We start from the raw sequence: 20,976 nt of genomic DNA, 5'->3' as shown, positions 1-20,976 counted from the left end.
GATAGCGGTGGATCAGTCAGATCATTGCTAACTGACACACCGCTATCGCGAGCAGGCTCACTCCTACATGAGATTTTCGCTGTACACACAATCATAAAAACAAAACAGGTACCTTGCGATGCACAACCAGATTGCCAGCTTCCGCGCGGCACTCGATGCCCGTCCGGTGTCCCGCTATCAGTGGTTGCTTTTGATTCTGCTGGCCTTGTTGCTGGTCACTGACGGCTACGACGCCCAGGTGCTCGGTTATGTGGTGCCAGCATTGGCCCAGGATTGGGGTCTGGAAAAATCTGCGTTCGGGCCGGTGTTCAGCGCCAACCTGCTTGGCCTGACCCTCGGATCACTGGCGGTAACGCCGCTGGCTGATCGCTTCGGCGTGCGGCGAATCCTGCTCGCCTGCGTACTGATCTACGCCAGCCTGACCGTGCTGATGGTCTTTGCCGATTCCCTCAATACGCTGATGATCGCGCGGTTTATCTGCGGCATCGGCATGGGCGGGGCGATGCCGAGTGCGATGGCGCTGATGTCGGAATACTCGCCGCCGCGCCTGCGTACGTTGATGGTGACGCTGGCCGCGTGCGGCTTTTCGTTTGGTGGCGCAGCGGGTGGTTTTGTTGCAGCGGGTTTCATTGATCAATTCGGCTGGCAGGCGGTATTCCTCGCCGGTGGCGTGACGCCGCTGCTGCTGTTCCCTTTCCTGTGGTGGATGTTGCCGGAATCCCTGCCGCGCTTGCTGCGCGATGCACCGCCGTACGTGCGGCTGCAAAAAGTCACGGCAAGAATGCTGCCGGATTGGCAGGTGCCCGTCGCGACCGTGGAACAGAACGAACGCGAGCAGGGCAGCAAACTGACCGTGGTCGAGTTGTTCCGCGATGGTTATGCGCGACCGACGCTGCTGATCTGGGCAACGTTTTTCGTTAGCCTGATTCTTTTGTATTTCATGATTAGCTGGCTGCCGTCGCTATTGCTGGAAAGTGGCCTGAAACTCAACGAAGCCAATCTGGTGACGTCGATGTTTCTGTTTGCCGGCACCCTCGGCGCGATCTGCATGGCCTGGTTCGCCGATCGTTTGAAGCGCAAGGTGCGGCTGTTATCCGGTGTGCTGGCGGGCGCGGCGCTGTGCACGATTCTGTTGGGGATCAATCACGACAATCCGCGTTATCTGGTCGCCTGCGTTTTTGCTGCGGGGTTCTGCATCATCGGCGGGCAACTGACCTTGAATGCCTTCGCCAGCAATTTTTATCCGGCGCATGTGCGTGCCACCGGCACCGGTTGGGCGCTGGGCGTGGGACGTTTCGGTTCGATTCTCGGGCCGCTGTTCGGCAGCCTGTTGCTGGCGATGCACATCCCGGTTGAACAGATTTTCTTCTTCTGCGCGATCCCGGCTGTGGTCGCCGCGCTGCTGATCATTCAGGTGCGTTCGCCTGCCGAAAATGGTTCGGCGGTGGGTGTCGGGGCATCGGTTAAATCCTGAAGATCAAAAGATCGCAGCCTTCGGCAGCCCCTACATGAGCTCACCTGTAGGAGCTGCCGAAGGCTGCGATCTTTTGCTTTTAATGGACCACGGAGTTGGGCGGCAAATGGCCAAGGCGTTCGGTCAGGCGCAAGCGCTGGATCGGGTCGTCGCTGAGCAGCAGGGCATGCTCCAGATCGAAGCGCTCGGCATTCGGGCAGTCGAGCCGCTGATACAGACTGGCGCGAGCCAGATAATCGGCGGCGCCAGCGTCACCGAGTTCGAGCACGCGTTCGGCGTCGATCAGCGCGGCAATAAAATCATCGTGCGTCAGGTACAACTGCCGCAGATTGCGCGACAGCCGCTGCAGCATTTGCACGGGCGTCGCGGTCGCCAAGTGCTCGGCATTGAGTTTCATGTTCGGCCCGTACTGGCGCTGCAACAACTCACGGCAATCGTTGGGGTACAAGCGGCGGCCACCGCATGGATCGAGCAAGTGATCGGCGCCAGGCACCCGCAACAGGAAGTGCCCCGGAAAGCTGACGCCGACCAGCGGAATCTCCAAGCCGTGCGCCAGCTCAAGCGCGATCAACGCCAGCGCCAAGGGCTGGCCACGTCGGGTCTGCAACACTTTATGCAGCAACGCCGCTTGCGGGCGCAGCGGCAGGAAATCGTCCTGGGCAAATCCCAGTTCATTCATGCGCCGTAACAGCGGCTGCGCCAGCTCACTCACCGGTAGCATCGGCAGACCGTAGCTGATGCGCTGTTGCAGCTCTTTGAAGTCCTGCAGCAGCGCAGCTGGATCAAGCTCTTTTTCGTGCTCGGCGGCGATCCACAGCCCAGCTTCCAGCAATGCGGGCGGCGAACGGTGCAGGCACTCGAAAAAACGTTGGCGCGGACTCATTGAAATCTCCGGGGAATGCCTCGTTTTAGCCCCGTCCGTGGGATTCGTCCAGTGCCCCCTGCGCGAAGTCCTGGTTATGCCGCAAAGCCACTGACCTTGCGGGCGCTTATTCCGGTGCGCTCCAGCAATTTTCAGGCGCAAGCCTATACTGGCGTTCTACAAGAAGTGATTCGGGAGCCCAACGATGTTTGCTCTCATGCAAAGCACTCGCCTGGATTCGCTGCACCTTAGCGTCGACCCGGTCTCCGGGTTGAAGGCGGTCATTGCCATTCATAACAGTCGCCTCGGGCCTGCCCTTGGCGGATGTCGTTATCTTGCCTATCCCAATGACGACTCTGCCGTCGAAGACGCCATCCGCCTCGCTCAGGGCATGAGTTACAAGGCTGCGCTCGCGGGCCTGGCGCAGGGCGGTGGAGTCGCGGTGATCGTGCGCCCGGCCCATGTGGAAAATCGCGGGGCGCTGTTCGAAGCCTTTGGTCGCTGCATCGATCAGCTCGATGGCCGCTACATCACCGCCATCGACAGCGGCACCTCGGTGGCGGACATGGATTGCATCGCCCAACAAACCCAACATGTCACCAGCACCACTTCGGCGGGCGACCCGGCGCCGCACGCGGCGATGGGCGTTTTTACGGGCATTCGCGCGACGGCCATGGCGCGTCTGGGCAGCGATAATCTGGAAGGTTTGCGCATCGCGATTCAGGGCCTGGGCAACGTCGGATTTGCCCTGGCTGAACAGTTGCATGCCGCCGGGGCGGAACTGCTGGTCAGCGATATCGATCACGGCAAGGTGCAATTGGCGATGGAACAGCTCAACGCCCATCCCATCGCCAATGACGCGCTGCTCAGTACGCCGTGTGACATTCTCGCGCCGTGTGGCTTGGGCGGTGTGCTCAACAGCCACACTGTCACGCAATTGCGTTGTTCGGCAGTAGCGGGGTCGGCGAATAATCAGCTGACGCATCTGGACGTGGCCGATCAACTGGAGCGGCGCGGGATTCTGTATGCGCCGGACTATGTGATCAATGCCGGTGGCTTGATCTATGTTTCGCTGAAACATCGTGGTGAAGAATTGCCGACGATTACCGCGCATCTGTCGAAGATCAGTTCACGGCTGACCGAAGTGTTCGCCCATGCGCAGGCGGAAAAACGCTCTCCGGCGCGGGTGGCGGATGAGTTGGCAGAGAAAGTTTTGTATCGCTGAGTTTCACAAGCATGAAAAAGGCCCTGAGCCATTCGACTCAGGGCCTATTCAATTCGGGCATCGCTTACTTCGCCGCTTTCGCCACTTTGGCTGGCTTCGCCGGCGCTTCAGCAGGTTCTGCTGCTTCAGCATTCTCGACCGTTTCGGCCGGAGCATTGATCAGCTCGGACAGTGCATCCGGCTGGCTCTTGAATGCCCGGGCGAACACATCGCGGTTCTTCGCCATGTAGATCCCGGCTTCTTCCACTTGCTGTTCAGTCAGGGACGGAACGGCTTTTTGCAGCACATCGGCCAGATATTCGGCCAGTTCGAGCATTTTGTCATGACGGTCAGCTTCGGCTTTATCCATGAACAAGCGCTCCAGATCTCGGCTGCTGCGGTATACCACTTCGACGGCCATTCACCACCTCACATGCCTTCACATTAAGTTGTCTTGACGACTACTGTATCCATATACAGCGAAAAGGATAAGCGAATCCCTGCGCCATGGGTAGTGGCTTTTCAATGTAGACCGAATTTGGTGTTTGTCAGGGGGGCGCTCGGGTGGTGCGACCAAACGCCACGGCGCAGGTTTCGCGGTGGCTCGCCATGATGGCGTGGCCTCTTTTCTGCATGAAAACGACTACGTGCAGAAAACCGTCACGTCCAACACGCATCATCCGCTCGAATCGGGCTAAGGAACATCATCGTGAAAATCAACTGGGCCGAGAAACTGCGGCAAAACGTGCATCAACTGGCCGAGTCCCTGGGCAACCTGTTCGTCGAAACCTTCCATTATCTGGCGCTGTTCGCCATTGGTGCGGTGACGGCGTGGGCGGCGGTGATGGAGTTTCTCGGAATGCTCGAGGAGGGCCACATCAAGATCGATGACATTCTGTTGCTGTTCATCTATCTGGAACTGGGCGCGATGGTCGGGATTTATTTCAAGACCAACCACATGCCGGTGCGCTTCCTGATCTACGTGGCGATTACCGCGCTCACGCGTTTGCTGATCTCCAACGTCTCGCACCACAACCCGCCCGACATGGGCATCATCTACCTGTGCGGCGGGATTCTGCTGCTGGCGTTCTCGATTCTGGTGGTGCGTTACGCCTCGTCACAATTTCCCTCGGTGAAGATCGAGAAACCGCAGCGCAAACTCGGCGCGGGTTCCGGTGAGCATCCCGAGGTAGAGAAGGGCGAGCTTTAAAGCCCAGCCGCTTGGCGTGGCTGGCCGATGACCCGTGGTGGTGGCGGAGTTATTCCGTCGCCGCTGGTCATCGCTTCGAGAATCGCCATGGCGCTGTGGCCCTGTTCGATGGCAATGCCGAATTGAATGCTCTGCACCAAGCGTTTGAGCCGCGCCGGATCATTGCGCTGTTCGGCGCTGATCATGCGCTTGGCCACGATGTGGCCGCTGTTGGACAGGGTCAGCATGATGCTGCCGTCCAGGCCCTGAATGCTCAGATTGATCTGATAATCCGGCGCGAAGGCATCGGTAATGATCTGAAATGGGTTGTCCATGATGCGTCACCGCCTGATTGAACGTGCAGTTGTTGACCGGCCATGTTCGGGTTGGTTCGCCAAACCTGATCACTGGCCATTCCGTGTCCTGTTCTGGTTACTCATGTAGGAGCTGCCGCAGGCTGCGATCTTTTGCTCTTCAATGTTTTGATTTCGGTGATGAAGGTCAAAAGATCGCAGCCTCGTTTCACTCGACAGCTCCTACAGGGAGTTTGCAAGGGCTGTGCCGGAAAAATTGTCGAACAATGAACACGGCGATAAAAAAGGCGAGCCACGTGGCTCGCCTTTTTTTGTGGCCCGTTTTCAGGGCAGAACCGGACCGATGACCGCTGACAGTGCAATCGGGATCAGCACTCCACCCAGTTCACAGCCAGGCCGCCCCTTGAAGTCTCTTTGTATTTGTCATGCATGTCGGCGCCGGTATCGCGCATGGTGCGGATCACCCGGTCGAGGGAAATGAAGTGGTTGCCGTCGCCGCGCAGGGCCATTTGCGTGGCGTTGATCGCTTTTACGGCGGCGATGGCGTTGCGCTCGATGCAAGGCACTTGCACCAGGCCGCCGACCGGATCGCAGGTCAGGCCAAGGTTGTGCTCCAGGCCGATTTCGGCGGCGTTTTCCAATTGCTCCGGGGTTGCGCCGAGCACGTCGGCGAGGCCGGCAGCGGCCATCGCGCAGGCCGAACCGACTTCGCCCTGACAGCCGACTTCGGCGCCGGAAATCGAGGCATTTTTCTTACAGAGAATGCCGACGGCGGCCGCACCCAAGAAGAAATTAACTACGTCATCGTCAGACGCGTCCGGGTTGAATTTCATGTAGTAGTGCAAAACTGCCGGAATGATCCCGGCGGCACCATTGGTCGGCGCAGTGACCATGCGCCCACCGGCGGCGTTTTCTTCGTTGACGGCGAGGGCGAACAGGTTGACCCATTCCATCGCCGACAGGGTCGAACTGATCACATTCGGTTTACCGATTTCCAACAGGCTGCGATGCAGTTTGGCGGCACGGCGCGGCACGTTAAGACCGCCGGGCAGGATGCCTTCGTGGCTCAAACCCTGTTCGACGCATTCGCGCATCACCGACCAGATGTGCAGCAGTCCCTGACGGATCTCCGCATCAGTACGCCACGCACGCTCGTTGGCCATCATCAGTTCGGACACGCGCAAATTGTGCTTCTTGCACAGTGAAAGCAGTTCGGCGGCGCTGGAGAAATCGTACGGCAACACCACATCACCGGCCGGGGCCAGACCGGACTCGGCTTCCGCTGCTTCAATGATGAAACCGCCGCCGACCGAGTAGTACGTCTGCTGGAACAGCTCATCGGTTTCGCCGAAGGCTGTCAGCGACATCGCGTTGGGGTGGTAGGGCAGGCTCTCATCCAGCAACAGGAGATCGCGTTGCCAGTCGAAGGAAATGTTTCTTTGTCCGGCGAGGGACAGTTGGCCGGTCTCGCGTAATTGCTGGATGCGGGGATCGATGGTCGACGGATCGATGCTGTCCGGCCATTCGCCCATCAAGCCCATGACCGTGGCGCGGTCAGTGGCATGGCCGACGCCGGTGGCTGACAGCGAGCCGTATAAACGGATTTCAACGCGACGCACATCGTTCAACAGATGCTGATCAATCAGCGCCTGGGCGAAGGTCGCGGCAGCACGCATCGGACCCACGGTGTGGGAGCTGGACGGGCCGATACCGACTTTGAATAGATCGAAAACACTGATAGCCATGCTAAACCCTTACAAGCAATGGAGTAGGAATCGCTGCCATTTTTTGTCGGACAAGCGCAATGTCGGCGATACTGCCTGCCTCAGTCCTACGTGACTAACGAAACTTCCTAAGTAAGCCTTTAGCAGGACTAAACGATGAGTCGTCAATTGCATGCCCAGACCTACGTCTGGCTGCAGGTGTTTTCCTGTGCCGCGCGGCACCTGTCGTTCACCCGCTGCGCCGAAGAACTGCACATCACGCCGGGGGCGGTCAGCCAGCAGATCCGCCAACTCGAAGAGCGCCTTGGCTTTCGCCTGTTTCATCGGCGTGCGCGCGGTGTAGAGCTGAGTGCAGAAGGGCAGCGTCTGGCCATTACCGTCAACGAGGCTTACGGCAGCATCGATGCCGAATTGCGTCGGTTGGACGCGGGGATGATCAGCGGGATTCTGCGCGTGCGCTCTATCCCCTCGTTCCTGAGCAAATGGCTGACACCGCGCCTGCCACGCCTGCAGCAACGCTATCCGGACATTCAGTTGCGACTGGTCGCGGAGGACAGCAGCGTGCCGTTGCACGAGGGTGACTTCGACTTGGCTATCGACTTGAACGACGGCAGTTACCCGGGTTTGTTATCCACAGCGTTGCTCGATGAGCAGATATTCCCGGTCTGCGCGCCGAGCCTGTTGCGTGGACGACCGCCGCTGCACGGGCCGGCGGATCTGGTGCATTTCCCGCTGCTGCACGACATCACTGCCTGGCGTGGCAGTTATGAATACGCGGAGTGGGAATTCTATTTAAACGCGATCGGCTTCGAGGGCGCCGACGTACGGCGCGGGCACACTTTCAATCGCAATCACTTGACCATCGAAGCGGCGATTGCCGGTATGGGCGTGGCGATTGCCCGGCGCACATTGCTCAACGATGAGCTGGAGCGAGGCACGCTGATTGTGCCGTTCGGCCTGTCGGTGCCTAACCATAAACGTTACGTGTTGCTCTATGCGCCGGGGGCGTTGAGCCATCCGGGCGTGCGTGCGGTGCATGATTGGCTGGTTGAAGAGGCGGGGATCTTTCGCAGTTTGCACCCGTTGAACGACGGGCAATTGTGAGCAAATTTTACCGGGTTGCGAGGCGACCCAACTCCCGACCTTACCAGCGCTTTGCTCGGTTGTCCGGCTTTTTTTGCGAATGAATATTTATCTTTTTTCAGGGGTTGAAATGTTCGTCAGTCGGGCCGATTGTTGTAACCAAGGGGTCAGGAAATTCAAATCCGGCCTCTCGCGAGCTAGCTGAAATAAGGGATGAACTATGCAAATCCAAGTCAACAGCGATAACCATGTTCAAGGCAGTAAACGACTGGAGGAGTGGGTACGTACAACCATTGAGAGCACGCTCGACCGTTATGAAGAAGACCTGACCCGTGTCGAAGTCCACCTGAGCGACGAGAACGGTGACAAACCAGGTCCGCATGATTTGCGCTGCCAACTGGAAGCGCGGCCAAAAGGCCATCAACCGATTTCCGTGACCCACAAGGCCGATTCGCTGGAACAGGCAATCGACGGCGCCGCCGAAAAACTCGAGCACGCCCTGGAGCACCTGTTCGGCAAACTGCGAGGTAAACCACGCGCCGCTGTAGTGCCATTTACCGGCAAGGCCAATGACAAGCTGTTGGCGGAAGAGTTTGACGAGAATGAACAGGCAGCGATCAACAGTTGATGCGCTGATTTTATAGCCACCCAATGAGAACGGGCCTGCGAAAGCAGGCCCGTTTTTGTTTGTGCAAGATGGTTTCAAGTTGATATCAAATAAGCGAATCACCGCATTTGTATCAGCGTGATTACACGATTGTTTTCGTTTTCCCGCGCGTCAGTTCGTTTCAAATACTAGTTCGGTCAAGTTTATCGAGAAGTTGTACAAGTCAAGGATGATTGTAATGGAGTTTGTTCTGGCCCCTTTTCCACGGTTTATTCTTTCGGCATTGGCCGGGGCAGCGATCGGCATGTTCAGTGCCCAGGTTCAAAGCTGCCCGATTGATGTCAGGGAACTGACCATTACGCAGATTCAACAAGGATTCGAGGACGGGCGCTACACGTCGGAGCAACTGACAAAAGTCTTTCTGTCGCGCATTGATCATTACAATCCCTATTACAACGCCTTTACCGTGATGAACTCGAAGGCGCTGGATGATGCGCGTGATATTGATCGGCGGCGCAAGTCCGGAGAGAAGCTTGCGCAGATGGCGGGCGTTCCCGTGGTCGTGAAGGACACTATGGACATGGCTGGATTGGCCTCCACCGCCGGTTATGCCCCTCTCTCCTCCAAAGCCGGTGGCATCGACCTGATTCCGGAAAAGGATTCTGCCGTGGTTCAACGACTGCGGGCTGCCGGCGCAATCATTCTGGCAAAAACCAACGTGCCGGTATTTTCTGGAAGCCCTGCCAATGCCAATGACAGCTGGGCGGGCGTGACGTATAACGCGCTCAATCGCGCGTGGTTGCCGGGTGGCTCTTCGGCAGGCTCTGCCACCGCTGTCGCGGCGAACTTTGCCGTGGTCGGACTGGCCGAGGAAACGGGCGGATCGATTCAAAATCCGGCAGCAGCGCAGAGTCTTGTCGGGATCAAACCGACGTTCGGTTTGATCCCGAATTCTGGCGTGATTCCGCAAGCGGGTTCAACCCGCGATGTTGTCGGACCCATCGCCCGCACCGTGCAAGACGCGGCCATCACTTTGGACGTATTGGCCGGTTACACCCTGGAAGATCCTAAAACCACCGCGGCCTTTGGCAATATCCCACAGGCAGGTTATGCGACCGATTTGCGTCCGGGCGAACTCAACGGCAAGCGTATCGGATTATTCGGCGCGGGCTGGAGCAAGGCGTTTGCCACTTTACCGGCAGAAACAAAAACACAGTATCGCAAGGCAGTAAGTCAGCTTCAGAAGCTGGGCGCTGTGGTGATTGACGACCCGTTCAGCGGGTCCGGCCTGGTTGACCTGGCGCCGGTTGACGGCAGTTATGACGCGCGCGGATCGGATGCCCATGCGTATGATCTTGATCGTTATCTGCGCAAGTTGGGTGCCAGTGCAGAGGTTCATTCGCTTGAGCAATTGCAGGAGCGAATCGGCGTAAAGCTGTTTGAATCCGATGGCCCGCTTGAGTACTACGTGACGCAGTTGCCCGTGCTGGCGCGGTCATACCAGACACCGGCCATCGCTCCCGACCTGTCCGAGTTTGCCGATCTTCGCGAGCACTATTTGCGCATCATCAACCGGGTCATGCGCGAACATCAGCTCGATGCGCTGGTATTCCCGCAAATGTTCGAGCCCGTGGGTGATGTGTATGGGGGATTCATGGACGCGACGACCTCTTCGGTCATCAATATTGCCGGCATTCCCGGTGTGGTGGTGCCCAGTGGTGCGTACCCCGGAGGACAGCCGTTTTCGCTGATCTTCGTCGGTCGCATGTGGAGCGAGCGCGAGCTGATCGGCTACGCCTATGACTACGAACAGTTCGTCAAAGGCCGACTGGTTGCAGGTGATCTGCAAACGACGCCCGGGCCCAAACCTGAATTCTGAAGGTGTGCCGTCGAACTCGGCCCATTGCAGCGGGCACGGGTTCGACGGGCTATCAGTCAAGGTGCCAACAACACTCAGAACGCTACGGATGTCTGCACATACACCGTGCGCGGCTCACCGACATATTTACCCTTGTTGTTGTCATCAAAGGAGCGCGTGAAGTACTGCGTGTTGAAGATGTTCTTCACCCCCACCGCCACGTTCAGATCCGCCAACTGCGGCCCGAAGTCATACCCGGCACGGCTACTGAAAAGCATGTAACCCGGAATCTTGCCGGTGCTGCCGTCGGCGCTTTCTTGTGAGGTGTTGGCGTTGTCGGCGAACTGGTCGCTCTGGAAGCTGCTGTCCAGATTCAACTTCCACGGCCCTTCGGTGTAACCGACGCCAAGCGTGCCCTTGTGTTTTGAGGCAAACGGTACGCGATTGCCTTTGTTCGGCCCGTCTTCGCGAATGGTCGCGTCGACATAGGCGTAAGTGGCGTAGACATCGAAACCGGCCAGCACCGGGCTCAAGTCGTCCAGCGCGTAGTTGACGCTCGTCTCGATGCCTTGATGGCGAGTTTCGCCACGGGCGATCACCGAGTCGTTGGTCTGATTGCTTTCGTACTGGTTGTCGAAGTTGATCAGGAACGCACCGATCTCTGCACGCAGCGCGCCGTTGTCATAGCGCGTGCCGAGTTCCCAGGTCCGCGCCTTTTCCGGTTTCACTTCGCCGCTGCTCACACGGTTGGGCATCTGGCTGTACTGCACGCTGCCGAACGAACCTTCGGTATTGGCGTACAGGTTCCAGCTGTCGGTCAGGTGATAGAGCACGTTCAACGCCGGCAGTGCGGTGTTGTAGTCGCCCTTGTATTTGACGTTGGTCAGGTTGTTGGTCTGCTGCGAGTCGATCATCTCGTAGCGCACGCCCGGGGTGATCGTCCATTTGCCGATGTCGATGCGGTCGTCGACGAAGAACGCATTGGCTTCGGTGCCGCCACGGGTGTCGCGGTCATTGCGGCTGTTGGTGGTCGGGTATTCGTTGCTGCTGATCGGCGTGCGATAGCGCAATTCGTGGCCGGCTTCGTTGATATAGCGGTAGCCGACGCCGACTTCATGACTGGTCGGGCCGAGGTCGAAGCCTTGGGCGAAACGGGTTTCCAGACCACGCACCCAATACTCGCGCGGCGACAGCGAGAGGAACGAGCCTTGATCCAGATAGCCGCTGCGCAGGGTTTTGGTGAAGAAGGTATTGGCGGTGAACTCGCGGCGATCTTCCTGGTAGCGATAGCCGAAATTGAACATCGTGCGGCGGCCCCAGAACTGGTCTTTCGGGCGCGTCGACTGATACGGATCGGCATCGTAATCGGCGACGTTCAGACCGCCGGGCATGTCGGCCTTGCCTTCATAATATTGGGCCATGGCGTTGAAGCTGTTGGCCTCGTCGAGCTGATATTTGCCCTTGAGAATCAGGTCGTCGATCTCGGTGTCGCTGTGCTCGCGCCAGTCGCCGCCACGGGTACCGGAGTACAACAGCGCGCCGCCGAGACCGTTGGCGTTGGTGTCACCGGCAAGCAGATTGGCGCTGGTCTTGAAGCCGTCGTGGCTCGATGAAGGGCTGGTCTCAGTCTGGAAACCGCCCTTGACCGTCGGCTCATCCGGAATTGCGCGGGTGACGAAGTTGACCACGCCGCCGACGTTCTGCGGGCCGTAGCGCACGGCGCCGCCACCGCGGACCACGTCCACGGCATCCATGTTGCCCATGCTGATCGGTGCGAACGACAACTGTGGCTGGCCATAGGGCGCGAACGGCACGGGAATGCCATCCATCAGCACGGTCGAGCGCGCCGCCAGACGTGGATTCAAACCGCGAATGCCGAAGTTCAGCGCCATGTCATGGCTGCCGGTGCCGTTGTTTTCCGGGGCGTTGACGCCGGGGATACGGTTGAGCACATCGCGCGCCTGAGTCGCACCCTGACGTTCAAACGCTTCGCGGCGGATCACATCGCGCGCACCAGGGTGTTCGAAGACGTTGATTTGCGCCGCATCGCCCAGCCAGTCACCGACGACGGTCGAGGTGTCCAGTTCCAGCGCCGCATCATTCGCTGGTTGCAGACTGAACGCATTGTTGCCCTCGGCGCGTGCTTGCAGGCCGGTGCCTTCGAGCAGCGCATTCAAACCTTGCTCGGGCGTGTAATTGCCTTCCAGGCCACGGCTTTGCACACCGCTGGTGACTTGCGAGCCGAAAGAAATCAGCACGCCGGCTTCACGACCAAACTGGTTAAGGGCGTTTTCCAGCGACGCTGGCGCAATGTGATAAGCCTTGGCGTCGGCCGCCAGTACGGCAGGCACGGCGCTGAAGCTCAGGCTGGCGCCGAGGACGAGATTGCGCAGGCTGCGAGCCAGTGGCGTGAGGCGGGTGGGGTGCATGTCGGATGATCCTGAGAAGGTTGAATCAAGGGGGCTTTCCTTCTCTGTCACGCCAGATCTGAAAAACGGCTCATTTATTTTTCAAGGATCAAAAGATCGCAGCCTTCGGCAGCTCCTGCAGGAAATATGCATGCCCAATGTAGGAGCTGCCGAAGGCTGCGGTCGCTTGATCTTGCTCTTTAAACCCGCGCTTCGACGGTCACCCAGTAGCGCGTGAAGCGCTTCACTTTTACCGGCAAACTGATTTCCAGCAGGTCAAGAATTCGCTCGCTGTCGTCCAGCGGATACGTCCCGGAAATCAACAGATCGGCGACTTTTTTATCGCAATTGAGTTGGCCGCGACGGTAACGGCCGAGTTCATCGAGGAAGTCACCGAGGCGCATGTGCGCCGCGACCAACATGCCATCGGCCCAGGCGCCGCTGTTGGCATTCAGCGGTTTGGCTGCGCTGACGGATGTCGAGGTGAAACTCAATTCGCGCGCGACAGGCAGCAACATGGGCGCGCGTCCATTGCTGCTCAGTTCGACTCGACCGTCGAACAGCGCGACCTGCGTACGATCGGCAAACTGGCGCACGTTGAGACGCGCACCCTGAGTTTTCAGAACGCCCTGCGCCGTGCGCACTTCGAAGGATTGCCCAGCAGTCAGGAGGATTTCGCCTTCGAGCAATTGGATCAGGCGTGCCGAAGTGTTCACATCCACCGCACTGGCGGTGTTGAGCTGCAACTGATTACCGCTGCCCAAGGCAATTTTACGCCGCTGGCCGACTGGACTGCGGTAATCGGCGAGCATTGACGGCAGCGGGTTGTGTTCGCGCATGCCCCAGGTGACGGCTGAGCCGGCGCCGAGAATCAGCAGCAGCTTGAGCGCCTGACGACGGCTACCCGACTTCGGCCCGTTCAGCGCCGCATGCGCCAACGGTGAAGACACACCGCGCAAGCGCTGGTTGACGCGCTGAATGTGTTCCCACGCGCGCTGATGTTCGCTGTGTGCGTTCAGCCATTGTTGCCAGGCCTGTTGCTGACGCGGGGTGAGCGCGCCTTGCTGCATTTCCAGCAGCCAGTGCACCGCCTGTTCGGCCACTTGCGATGAGAAATCCGGCGCGCGATTCATAAGGCGAAATAGCAGCGCATCGCCGCTTTGTTCAGATGCCGTTTGACGGTGGCCACGGAGATGCCGAGTTCGGCGGCGATTTGTGGATAGGTCAGGCCATCGACCTGTGCCAGCAAAAAGGCGCGTTTGACCTGGCGTGGCAAGCCGTCGAGCAGCTCATCCAGTTCCATCAGGGTTTGCAGGATGATCGCTTTGTGTTCTTCCGACGGCGCGGCCATTTCCGGCATCTGCGCCAGCGTGTCGAGGTAGGCGCGTTCGAGATCCTGACGGCGGTAATGATTGAACAGTACGCGCTTGGCCAGCGTTGTCAGAAAGGCGCGCGGCTCGATGATCACTGGCGGCTCGCGGGCGGTCAGCACCTTGATGAACGTGTCCTGAGCCAGGTCCGCTGCGCTGTCCGGGCAGCCGAGTTTGCGCCGCAGCCAGCCAGTCAGCCAGCTGTGATGAGCCTGATAGAGCGATTCGACGGGGTGGGCGGACGACAACGGTGGACTCCGGGCGCTTTCTTGACGCGGTAGAGAGTACGTTAGAGAACAAGAACTGTTCGCATTGTAGGGTGCGAAGCGCTCAGCCGGCAATCAGATGCTTTTGCATATGAGAATATTTATCATTAATATTGCTCGCTTATCAGTTCGGCACATCGGCCGGACGTTTTTCGTTTCAGGGTCGAAACATGAAAGGCAAACTCGCCACACTTCCCATGTCCTACCGTCTGGCTGTCACCTCGCGAGTATTGGCGGCGGTGTTCGGCGGCTATCTGGTTGCCGCGCTGGCCAGCGTTACCCTGACGTTGTGGTTGCCGTTGAGCCGCGCCGAAGCGGTGGTCACCGGCATGACCATTTCGTTTCTGGTCTATCTGGTCGCCGTGTTGTGGTGTTTCGCCTGCCGCACCGCATGGTCGGCGTGGGTTGGTTTGTTGGTGCCGAGCGTGATTCTGGCGACCATTTCCGGCGCCGCACGTGGTCTGGGGCTGGCATGAAAGAAGGTTTCCGTCAGGCGATGGCCTGGCTGCACACCTGGACCGGATTGCTGTTCGGCTGGTTGCTGTTCGCGATTTTTCTGACCGGCACGCTGGCCTATTTCAAGGATGAAATCAGCCACTGGATGCAGCCGGAAATCCCGGCGCGCGCGGTGAGTGCCGAGACGAGCCTGACGCTTGCCCAGGATTATCTGCAGCAACACGCCGCTGGCGCCTCACGCTGGCTGATCGATATGCCCAGTGCCCGCGATCCCGGGTTGACCGTGCGCTGGCAGCAGGCGCCGGCCAATCCCGGTGAGCGCGGGCGCTTCGAATCGAAAACCCTCGACGCACAAACCGGCACCGAAGTGCAGGGCCGCGAAAGCATGGGTGGCGAGTTCTTCTACCGCTTCCACTTTCAATTGCAGATGCCTTACCCATGGGGCCGCTGGCTGGCGACCATCGCCGCGATGGTGATGTTTATTGCGCTGATCACCGGGATCATCACCCACAAGAAAATCTTCAAGGACTTCTTCACCTTCCGCCCGCGCAAGGGCCAGCGCTCCTGGCTCGACGGGCATAACGCGGTCGGCGTGCTGGTGCTGCCGTTCCACTTGATGATCACTTACAGCAGCCTGGTGATTTTCATGTCGATGGTCATGCCGGCGAGCATCGTCGCGTCTTACGGTAGCGACGTGCGCAAGTTCTACGATGAGGTGTTTCCTGCTTCGAAGACGCCCGAGCGGGCCAACGTTGCGGCACCACTCGCCCCACTGGCGCCGCTGCTGGCCAAGGCCAGCGCGCAATGGTCGGGCGGCGAGACTGCACGCCTGTCAGTGAACAATCCGGGCGACGCCAATGCCAGCGTGGTGCTGTCACGCGCCAGTGACCGCGTGGTGCATGATTTTGGCAGCGCCGTGACCTTCAACGGCGTCACCGGCGAACGGCTCGGCAGTACACCGGATCAACCGGTGGCGATGGCCGTTGGCGGCGCGTTCTATGGTTTGCACATGGGCCATTTCGCCGGCCCGGTATTGCGTTGGCTGTACTTCATCTGCGGCCTGGCCGGGACGGCAATGATCGGCACCGGGCTGGTGATCTGGCTCGGCAAGCGTCAACTCAAACACGCCAAGAGTGGTGTGATGCCGTTCGAGTTGCGACTGGTGGAAGTGCTGAACATCGCCAGCATGGCCGGGCTGGTTTCGGCGGTGGCGGTATTCTTTTTGGCTAATCGTCTGTTGCCGGTGAGCCTTGCCGGACGTGCGGATTGGGAAGTGAATGCGTTCTTCATCGCTTGGGGTTTGAGTGTGGTGCACGCACTGTTGCGTCCGGGGCGCAAAGCCTGGGTCGAGCAGCTTCTGTTGGGCGCCGTGCTGTTTACCTCGGTGCCGTTGATCAATGCATTGACCACGCCGTGGAATCTCGTCGTGACCCTGATCAAGGGCGATTGGACGTTGGCCGGATTCGATCTGACGTGCCTCGCAACGGGTCTCTTCCTTGCTTGGGCTGGATGGAAAATGCAGCGCGCCGGTAGCGCCGCCAGCGCCAAAAAGCCCCGTCGCGAAAAGGCTGCGCCGATCATCCTTGAGCAAGGGGCGAACTGATGCTTTTGCCTTTGTTGCTCACCTACGCCGGCTTCACCGCGTTGTGCCTGTCGATGCCTCGGCACCACGATGAACTGCTCGGCCATAAGCTTTCTGAGCGACGTCGTCAGGGCCTGAAAATCGGCGGATGGCTGTTGCTGTGCTTATCGCTCGTGGCAGCGGTGAAGGCCAACGGCTGGAGCTTCGGTCTGGTCGACTGGTTCGCCGTGCTGATGCTCAGTGCGCTGGCCTTGGTGTTGCTGCTGCCGTATCGCCCGCGTCTGGCCTTGGCGCTGGCCGGATTGAGCCTGTTGGCCAGTCCGGTCGCAGCCTGGGCGCAGTGCTGAGGTGCTGATCGGTCTGCCGCCGGAATCCCGCGACGACGAGCCGCGCGGGGCGCGTGCGCATTTTCTCCAGGTGTTCCTGTCGCAGCGTTCGCAAATGGAAGCGCTGGTGAACCGGCGCGTCGGTTGCCGGGCGACGGCGGCGGACCTGGTGCAGGATCTGTTTCTGCGCTTCTGGCGACGGCCATTGGTGCAGGTCGAAGAACTCAGCACTTATCTTTTGCGCTGTGCCGGCAACATCGCCATCGATCATCTGCGCAGCGAAGGCACGCGCACCCGCGTCAATGAAGGCTGGCAACCGGACGAACCGCACAGCCACGGCAGTGAGCCGCAAGCTGCGCTGGAAGCAGGCAACGATCTGCGCCATGTCGAAGCGGCGTTGCGCGCATTGCCTGAGCGCACGCGGCAGATTTTTTTGCTCAATCGCATTCACGGGCGCAAGTACGCAGACATCGCCAAAGCCATGGGCCTTTCCCAAAGTGCTGTGGAAAAACATATGATGCGCGCCCTCGAGGCCTGCAAGGCCAGCCTGCGCGAACCCGCGCCACGCTTGCCAGGGAAAGCACCGTGAAGCCATCAGAATCCAGCACCCCGACGCTCGCTCAGGAGCAGGCCGCACTGGCCTGGCTGAGCCTGTTGCATGATCGGCCGAGTGCCGGCGATCAATTGATTTTCAGCCAATGGCTGCGCGCCGATCCGGCCCACGCCGAGGCTTACGCGCAGGCGCAAGTGCTCTGGGAATTGAGCGAAGGCCCGGCGCAGACCCTGGCCGCTGAAGACGCTTTCGCCTTGCAGGGTTATCTCGATGCGATGGATCGCCCGCGACGTTCGCCGCTGTTGCGTTGGACCGGAGTGCTGGCGATGGCGGCGTGTCTGGTGCTGATGGTCAGCCTCGGTACAGGGTGGCAGCCGCAGCGTTGGGTCGATGATTTGGGTGCTGATTATGTGTCCGCGCCGGGTGAAATTCGCACGGTAACGTTGGCCGATCAATCGCAAGTCACGCTGGATGCCGACAGCGCCATCGCCGTTGATTTCAGTCACGGCGAGCGGCATGTGCAACTGCGTCGCGGTGCCGGTTTTTTCAGTGTGACGCACACCGGTGATCCGTTTGTGGTCGAGGCCGAGCAGGGCGAGGCGCGGGTGCTCGGCACGCAATTCGAAGTGCGTCTGCAGCCACACGGCGCGCAGGTCACGGTGCTGTCCGGGCGCGTTGGGGTGAAGGCCGATCGTCAAGGCGAACAGCAGATTCTCACGGCGGGGCAGCAGGTGGCTTACGGTGAAGGCGCGGCGGAAAAACTTCACACGACGGACAGTGAGGCGCAACTGGCCTGGCGCCAAGGGTGGCTGACTTACTACAAGTCGACGTTGGCGAATGTGGTGGAGGATCTGCGCCGGTATTACCCGGGACGAATTGTTGTGCTCAATGATGAATTGGCGGCGCGTAAGGTCAGTGGCAGTTTTCCGAGCAAGGACCCGCAGGCAGTTTTGAATTCTCTGCAAGGGGTGTTGGGGTTTGAGCAGCATCAGGTGTTGGGGCATCTGATTATTTTGCGTTGAAGCAAAAGTCCAAAGATCGCAGCCTTCGGCAGCTTCTACATTGGAATGCGATCTCCTGTAGGAGCTGCCGAAGGCTGCGATCTTTTGAGCTGCAAAAATTATTTTCATTTTTGTGGTGAGGTAAACCCAACCCCCATCCGTGTAGTGACTGAAACTGCGAGCCATTCGCATCCGTAGCGGTTCTACACAGGTCATTGAGCAATGAAGTCCAGGGCAAAATCGGGTTCGGTCAAACAGTGGTTGGGCGTGTCGGCGTTGAGTTTTTCGGCGTTGGCGTTGTTGCCGATGAGCGTGGCGCGCGCCGCTGAAACGGCCAGCAGCCAGACGCAAAAGCAGTTCAATTTCGCCTTGGCCGCCAAACCGCTGCCCCAAGCCCTCAGCGACTTCAGCCGTGTCACCGGGCAGAGTGTGGTCTACACCGATGAAGCGCCGTACGGCCTCACCGCGCCGGCAGTCAACGGCCAGATGAGCGCCGAACAAGCGCTGCAGCGCCTGCTCAGCGGTTCGGGCCTGAGCTTCCGCCGCACCGACAGCCATACCTTGGCGCTGGAACCGAAACCGACCGAAGGTGCGCTGAACCTCGGCGCCACCACCATCACCTCGCTGCGCGACGATTCGACGAGCTATCAGCCACCGGAAACCAGCTCGGTGATGCGTTCTTCGGCGTCGTTGCAGGAAGTCCCGCAGACCGTCAACGTCATCCCGGCGCAGGTCATCCGCGATCAGGCGCCGCGCAATCTCGACGATGCGCTGGCCAACGTCAGCGGCATCACTCAGGGCAACACGCTGGGCAGCACGCAAGACTCGGTGATGACCCGCGGCTTCGGTGACAACCGCAACGGTTCGATCATGCGCGACGGCATGCCGATCGTGCAGGGCCGTGGCATGAACGCCACGGTTGATCGCGTCGAAGTGCTCAAAGGACCGGCCTCGTTGTTGTACGGGATTCAGGACCCGGGCGGCGTGGTCAACCTGGTCAGCAAGAAGCCTGAACTGGCGCAGTACAACGCCTTGACCCTGCGCGGCTCGACCTACGGCGATGGCAAGAATGGCAGCGGCGGCACCTTTGACAGCACCGGCGCGCTGGGTGATTCCGGGCTGGCCTATCGCATGGTGCTCGACCACGAAGATGAAGATTACTGGCGCAATTTCGGCACCCATCGGGAAACCCTGATCGCGCCGTCGCTGGCCTGGTTCGGTGAAAGCACCAAGTTGTTGTTCGCCTACGAGCACCGCGAATTTCTCACGCCGTTCGACCGTGGCACGCTGATCGATCCGCGCACCAATCATCCGCTGGATATCTCGCGCAACGAGCGTCTGGACGAGCCGTTCAACAATATGGAAGGGCGTTCCGATCTCTACCATTTCGAAGCTGACCACGAACTCAACGACGACTGGAAGGCCCACTTCGGCTACAGCTGGAACCGCGAAACCTACGACGCCAGCCAAGTGCGTGTCACGGCCATCAACACCAAAAACGGCACACTGACCCGCAGCATGGACGGCACGCAAAACGCGATCAGCACCGACCGTTTCACCACCGCCAGCCTCGAAGGCAAAGTCAACGTGCTGGGCATGCAGCATGACCTGGTGTTCGGCGTCGATGACGAGTACCGCAAGATCTACCGCGCCGACCTGATCCGGCAGAAAAGTCTGAGCACTTTCAGCTACGTCAATCCGGTGTATGGCCGTGAAGTCGAAGGCACCACCGTGAGTACTGCCGACAGCGCGCAGACCGATGAACTGCGCAGCGATTCGATCTTCATGCAGGACTCGATTCACCTCACCGACCAGTGGATTCTGGTTGCTGGCGGGCGCTTCCAGGAGTACGACCAGTACGCCGGCAAAGGCGTGCCGTTCAAGGCCAACACCGACAGCAACGGCCAGAAGTGGGTGCCGCGTGCCGGGCTGGTGTATCGCTACACCGACGCCTTGTCGTTTTACGGCAGCTACACCGAATCGTTCAAACCCAACTCGACCATCGCCCCGCTTAGCGGCAGCAGCACGGTGCTCGATGGCAGTATTGCGCCGGAAGAAGCCAAGTCGTGGGAACTGGGCGCGCGCCTCGATCTGCCGGGGCAAATCACCGGCAACATCGCGTTGTTCGACATCAAGAAACGCAACGTGCTGGTGGCCAACTCTGAAGGCCCGACGACGATTTATAGCGCCGCCGGTGAAGTGCGCTCGCGAGGTCTGGAAATGGATTTGACCGGTCAACTGAGCGAGCGCTGGAGCATGATCGGCAGCTACGCCTACACCGATGCCGAAGTGACCGAAGACCCGGACTACAAAGGCAAGCGCCTGCAAAACGTGGCGAAGAATTCTGGCTCGCTGTCAGCGGTGTATGACTTCGGCAGCGTGATCGGTGGCGATCAGCTGCGCGTCGGCGCCGGGGCGCGTTATGTCGGCGAGCGGGCGGGTAACGCGGTGAATGATTTCGACCTGCCGAGCTATACCGTGGCCGATGCGTTCGCCACGTACGACACGAAAGTGGAAGGGCAGAAGGTCAAGTTTCAGCTGAATGTGAAGAACCTGTTTGATCGCACGTATTACACCTCGGCGGCGAGCCGGTTCTTTGTGTCGATGGGCGATTCGCGGCAGATCTCCTTGTCCAGCACCCTGGAGTTTTGATCCCGAACCGCGTCATCGTTCATCGCTGGCAAGCCAGCTCCCACAGG

At 59.6% G+C, this 20,976-nt stretch carries 18 protein-coding genes and 1 pseudogene; 12 read left to right on the top strand and 7 right to left on the bottom strand.

Features of this window, described 5'->3' with window-relative positions:
- The first annotated feature begins 118 nt into the window (after nucleotides 1-118).
- The gene (locus EJA71_RS05155; RefSeq protein ID WP_158954888.1) at nucleotides 119-1,474 is read left to right on the top strand and encodes an aromatic acid/H+ symport family MFS transporter; all 1,356 of its coding nucleotides are present in this window, start codon (nucleotides 119-121) and stop codon (nucleotides 1,472-1,474) included.
- A gap of 79 nt (nucleotides 1,475-1,553) precedes the next feature.
- On the opposite strand, the gene EJA71_RS05150 is transcribed toward EJA71_RS05155, so the two are convergent.
- On the bottom strand, nucleotides 1,554-2,357 hold the full coding sequence (locus EJA71_RS05150) for a SirB1 family protein (protein WP_158954886.1): 804 nt from the start codon (nucleotides 2,355-2,357) through the stop codon (nucleotides 1,554-1,556).
- 184 nt (nucleotides 2,358-2,541) lie between these two features.
- On the opposite strand from EJA71_RS05150, the gene EJA71_RS05145 reads away from it, so the two are divergent.
- Nucleotides 2,542-3,561: a Glu/Leu/Phe/Val dehydrogenase dimerization domain-containing protein gene (locus tag EJA71_RS05145; RefSeq protein WP_158954884.1), complete on the top strand. Its 1,020-nt coding sequence runs from the start codon at nucleotides 2,542-2,544 to the stop codon at nucleotides 3,559-3,561.
- A 145-nt stretch (nucleotides 3,562-3,706) separates the two neighbouring features.
- Here EJA71_RS05145 and EJA71_RS05140 read toward each other — a convergent pair.
- Nucleotides 3,707-3,961 (bottom strand): annotated as a pseudogene (locus tag EJA71_RS05140) (YebG family protein); the annotation flags it as partial.
- A gap of 288 nt (nucleotides 3,962-4,249) precedes the next feature.
- On the opposite strand from EJA71_RS05140, the gene EJA71_RS05135 reads away from it, so the two are divergent.
- On the top strand, nucleotides 4,250-4,750 hold the full coding sequence (locus tag EJA71_RS05135) for a phosphate-starvation-inducible protein PsiE (protein ID WP_095188769.1): 501 nt from the start codon (nucleotides 4,250-4,252) through the stop codon (nucleotides 4,748-4,750).
- Here EJA71_RS05135 and EJA71_RS05130 read toward each other — a convergent pair.
- Together EJA71_RS05130 and EJA71_RS05125 are read right to left on the bottom strand one after the other, a co-directional pair.
- Nucleotides 4,747-5,064, bottom strand: a complete 318-nt coding sequence (locus EJA71_RS05130) for a DUF3509 domain-containing protein (protein ID WP_158954880.1) — start codon at nucleotides 5,062-5,064, stop codon at nucleotides 4,747-4,749. The genes EJA71_RS05135 and EJA71_RS05130 overlap by 4 nt on opposite strands.
- Before the next feature lie 347 nt (nucleotides 5,065-5,411).
- Complete coding sequence (locus tag EJA71_RS05125; RefSeq protein ID WP_158954878.1) at nucleotides 5,412-6,788, bottom strand: L-serine ammonia-lyase; 1,377 nt, start codon at nucleotides 6,786-6,788, stop codon at nucleotides 5,412-5,414.
- Nucleotides 6,789-6,923: 135 nt separating this feature from the next.
- Between EJA71_RS05125 and EJA71_RS05120 the strand changes: the two genes are divergently transcribed.
- The 3 genes from EJA71_RS05120 (at nucleotide 6,924) to EJA71_RS05110 (ending at nucleotide 10,336) form a co-directional block, all read left to right on the top strand.
- On the top strand, nucleotides 6,924-7,871 hold the full coding sequence (locus tag EJA71_RS05120; RefSeq protein ID WP_007914183.1) for a LysR substrate-binding domain-containing protein: 948 nt from the start codon (nucleotides 6,924-6,926) through the stop codon (nucleotides 7,869-7,871).
- Nucleotides 7,872-8,070: 199 nt separating this feature from the next.
- Nucleotides 8,071-8,478: an HPF/RaiA family ribosome-associated protein gene (locus EJA71_RS05115; RefSeq protein WP_064119419.1), complete on the top strand. Its 408-nt coding sequence runs from the start codon at nucleotides 8,071-8,073 to the stop codon at nucleotides 8,476-8,478.
- Between the two features lie 217 nt (nucleotides 8,479-8,695).
- Nucleotides 8,696-10,336: an amidase gene (locus EJA71_RS05110; RefSeq protein WP_158954876.1), complete on the top strand. Its 1,641-nt coding sequence runs from the start codon at nucleotides 8,696-8,698 to the stop codon at nucleotides 10,334-10,336.
- A 74-nt stretch (nucleotides 10,337-10,410) separates the two neighbouring features.
- Here EJA71_RS05110 and fecA read toward each other — a convergent pair whose 3' ends face one another.
- The 3 genes from fecA to EJA71_RS05095 all read right to left on the bottom strand — a co-directional run bounded on the left by fecA (nucleotide 10,411) and on the right by EJA71_RS05095 (nucleotide 14,341).
- Nucleotides 10,411-12,744 carry a TonB-dependent Fe(3+) dicitrate receptor FecA gene (gene fecA, locus EJA71_RS05105; RefSeq protein WP_158954874.1) on the bottom strand — a complete coding sequence of 778 codons (2,334 nt, stop codon included), beginning with the start codon at nucleotides 12,742-12,744 and terminating at the stop codon, nucleotides 10,411-10,413.
- 179 nt (nucleotides 12,745-12,923) lie between these two features.
- Entirely contained in the window at nucleotides 12,924-13,856 is a 933-nt protein-coding gene (locus EJA71_RS05100; RefSeq protein ID WP_158954872.1) for a FecR domain-containing protein, read from the bottom strand.
- Nucleotides 13,853-14,341 (bottom strand): sigma-70 family RNA polymerase sigma factor, encoded by a 489-nt coding sequence (locus tag EJA71_RS05095; RefSeq protein WP_158954870.1) that lies wholly within the window; start codon nucleotides 14,339-14,341, stop codon nucleotides 13,853-13,855. Before EJA71_RS05095 ends, EJA71_RS05100 begins: the two co-directional genes overlap by 4 nt.
- Nucleotides 14,342-14,529: 188 nt before the next feature.
- Between EJA71_RS05095 and EJA71_RS05090 the strand changes: the two genes are divergently transcribed.
- From EJA71_RS05090 to EJA71_RS05065, 6 genes are all read left to right on the top strand, one after another.
- Entirely contained in the window at nucleotides 14,530-14,835 is a 306-nt protein-coding gene (locus tag EJA71_RS05090; protein ID WP_016986986.1) for a DUF3649 domain-containing protein, read from the top strand.
- Nucleotides 14,832-16,418: a PepSY domain-containing protein gene (locus tag EJA71_RS05085; protein ID WP_158954868.1), complete on the top strand. Its 1,587-nt coding sequence runs from the start codon at nucleotides 14,832-14,834 to the stop codon at nucleotides 16,416-16,418. Before EJA71_RS05090 ends, EJA71_RS05085 begins: the two co-directional genes overlap by 4 nt.
- Nucleotides 16,418-16,744, top strand: a complete 327-nt coding sequence (locus tag EJA71_RS05080) for a DUF3325 domain-containing protein (RefSeq protein ID WP_158954866.1) — start codon at nucleotides 16,418-16,420, stop codon at nucleotides 16,742-16,744. Before EJA71_RS05085 ends, EJA71_RS05080 begins: the two co-directional genes overlap by 1 nt.
- A 1-nt stretch (nucleotide 16,745) precedes the next feature.
- Nucleotides 16,746-17,312, top strand: a complete 567-nt coding sequence (locus tag EJA71_RS05075) for an RNA polymerase sigma factor (RefSeq protein ID WP_158954864.1) — start codon at nucleotides 16,746-16,748, stop codon at nucleotides 17,310-17,312.
- Nucleotides 17,309-18,298: a FecR family protein gene (locus EJA71_RS05070; RefSeq protein WP_158954862.1), complete on the top strand. Its 990-nt coding sequence runs from the start codon at nucleotides 17,309-17,311 to the stop codon at nucleotides 18,296-18,298. Before EJA71_RS05075 ends, EJA71_RS05070 begins: the two co-directional genes overlap by 4 nt.
- A 201-nt stretch (nucleotides 18,299-18,499) precedes the next feature.
- Complete coding sequence (locus EJA71_RS05065) at nucleotides 18,500-20,929, top strand: TonB-dependent receptor (protein ID WP_158954860.1); 2,430 nt, start codon at nucleotides 18,500-18,502, stop codon at nucleotides 20,927-20,929.
- Nucleotides 20,930-20,976 lie beyond the last annotated feature (47 nt).

Source organism: Pseudomonas sp. PB106 (assembly GCF_009764645.1).
Lineage (GTDB): Bacteria > Pseudomonadota > Gammaproteobacteria > Pseudomonadales > Pseudomonadaceae > Aquipseudomonas.
The sequence above is the reverse complement of the archived record's forward strand: the minus strand, read 5'-3'. Positions and strand labels throughout refer to the sequence as shown.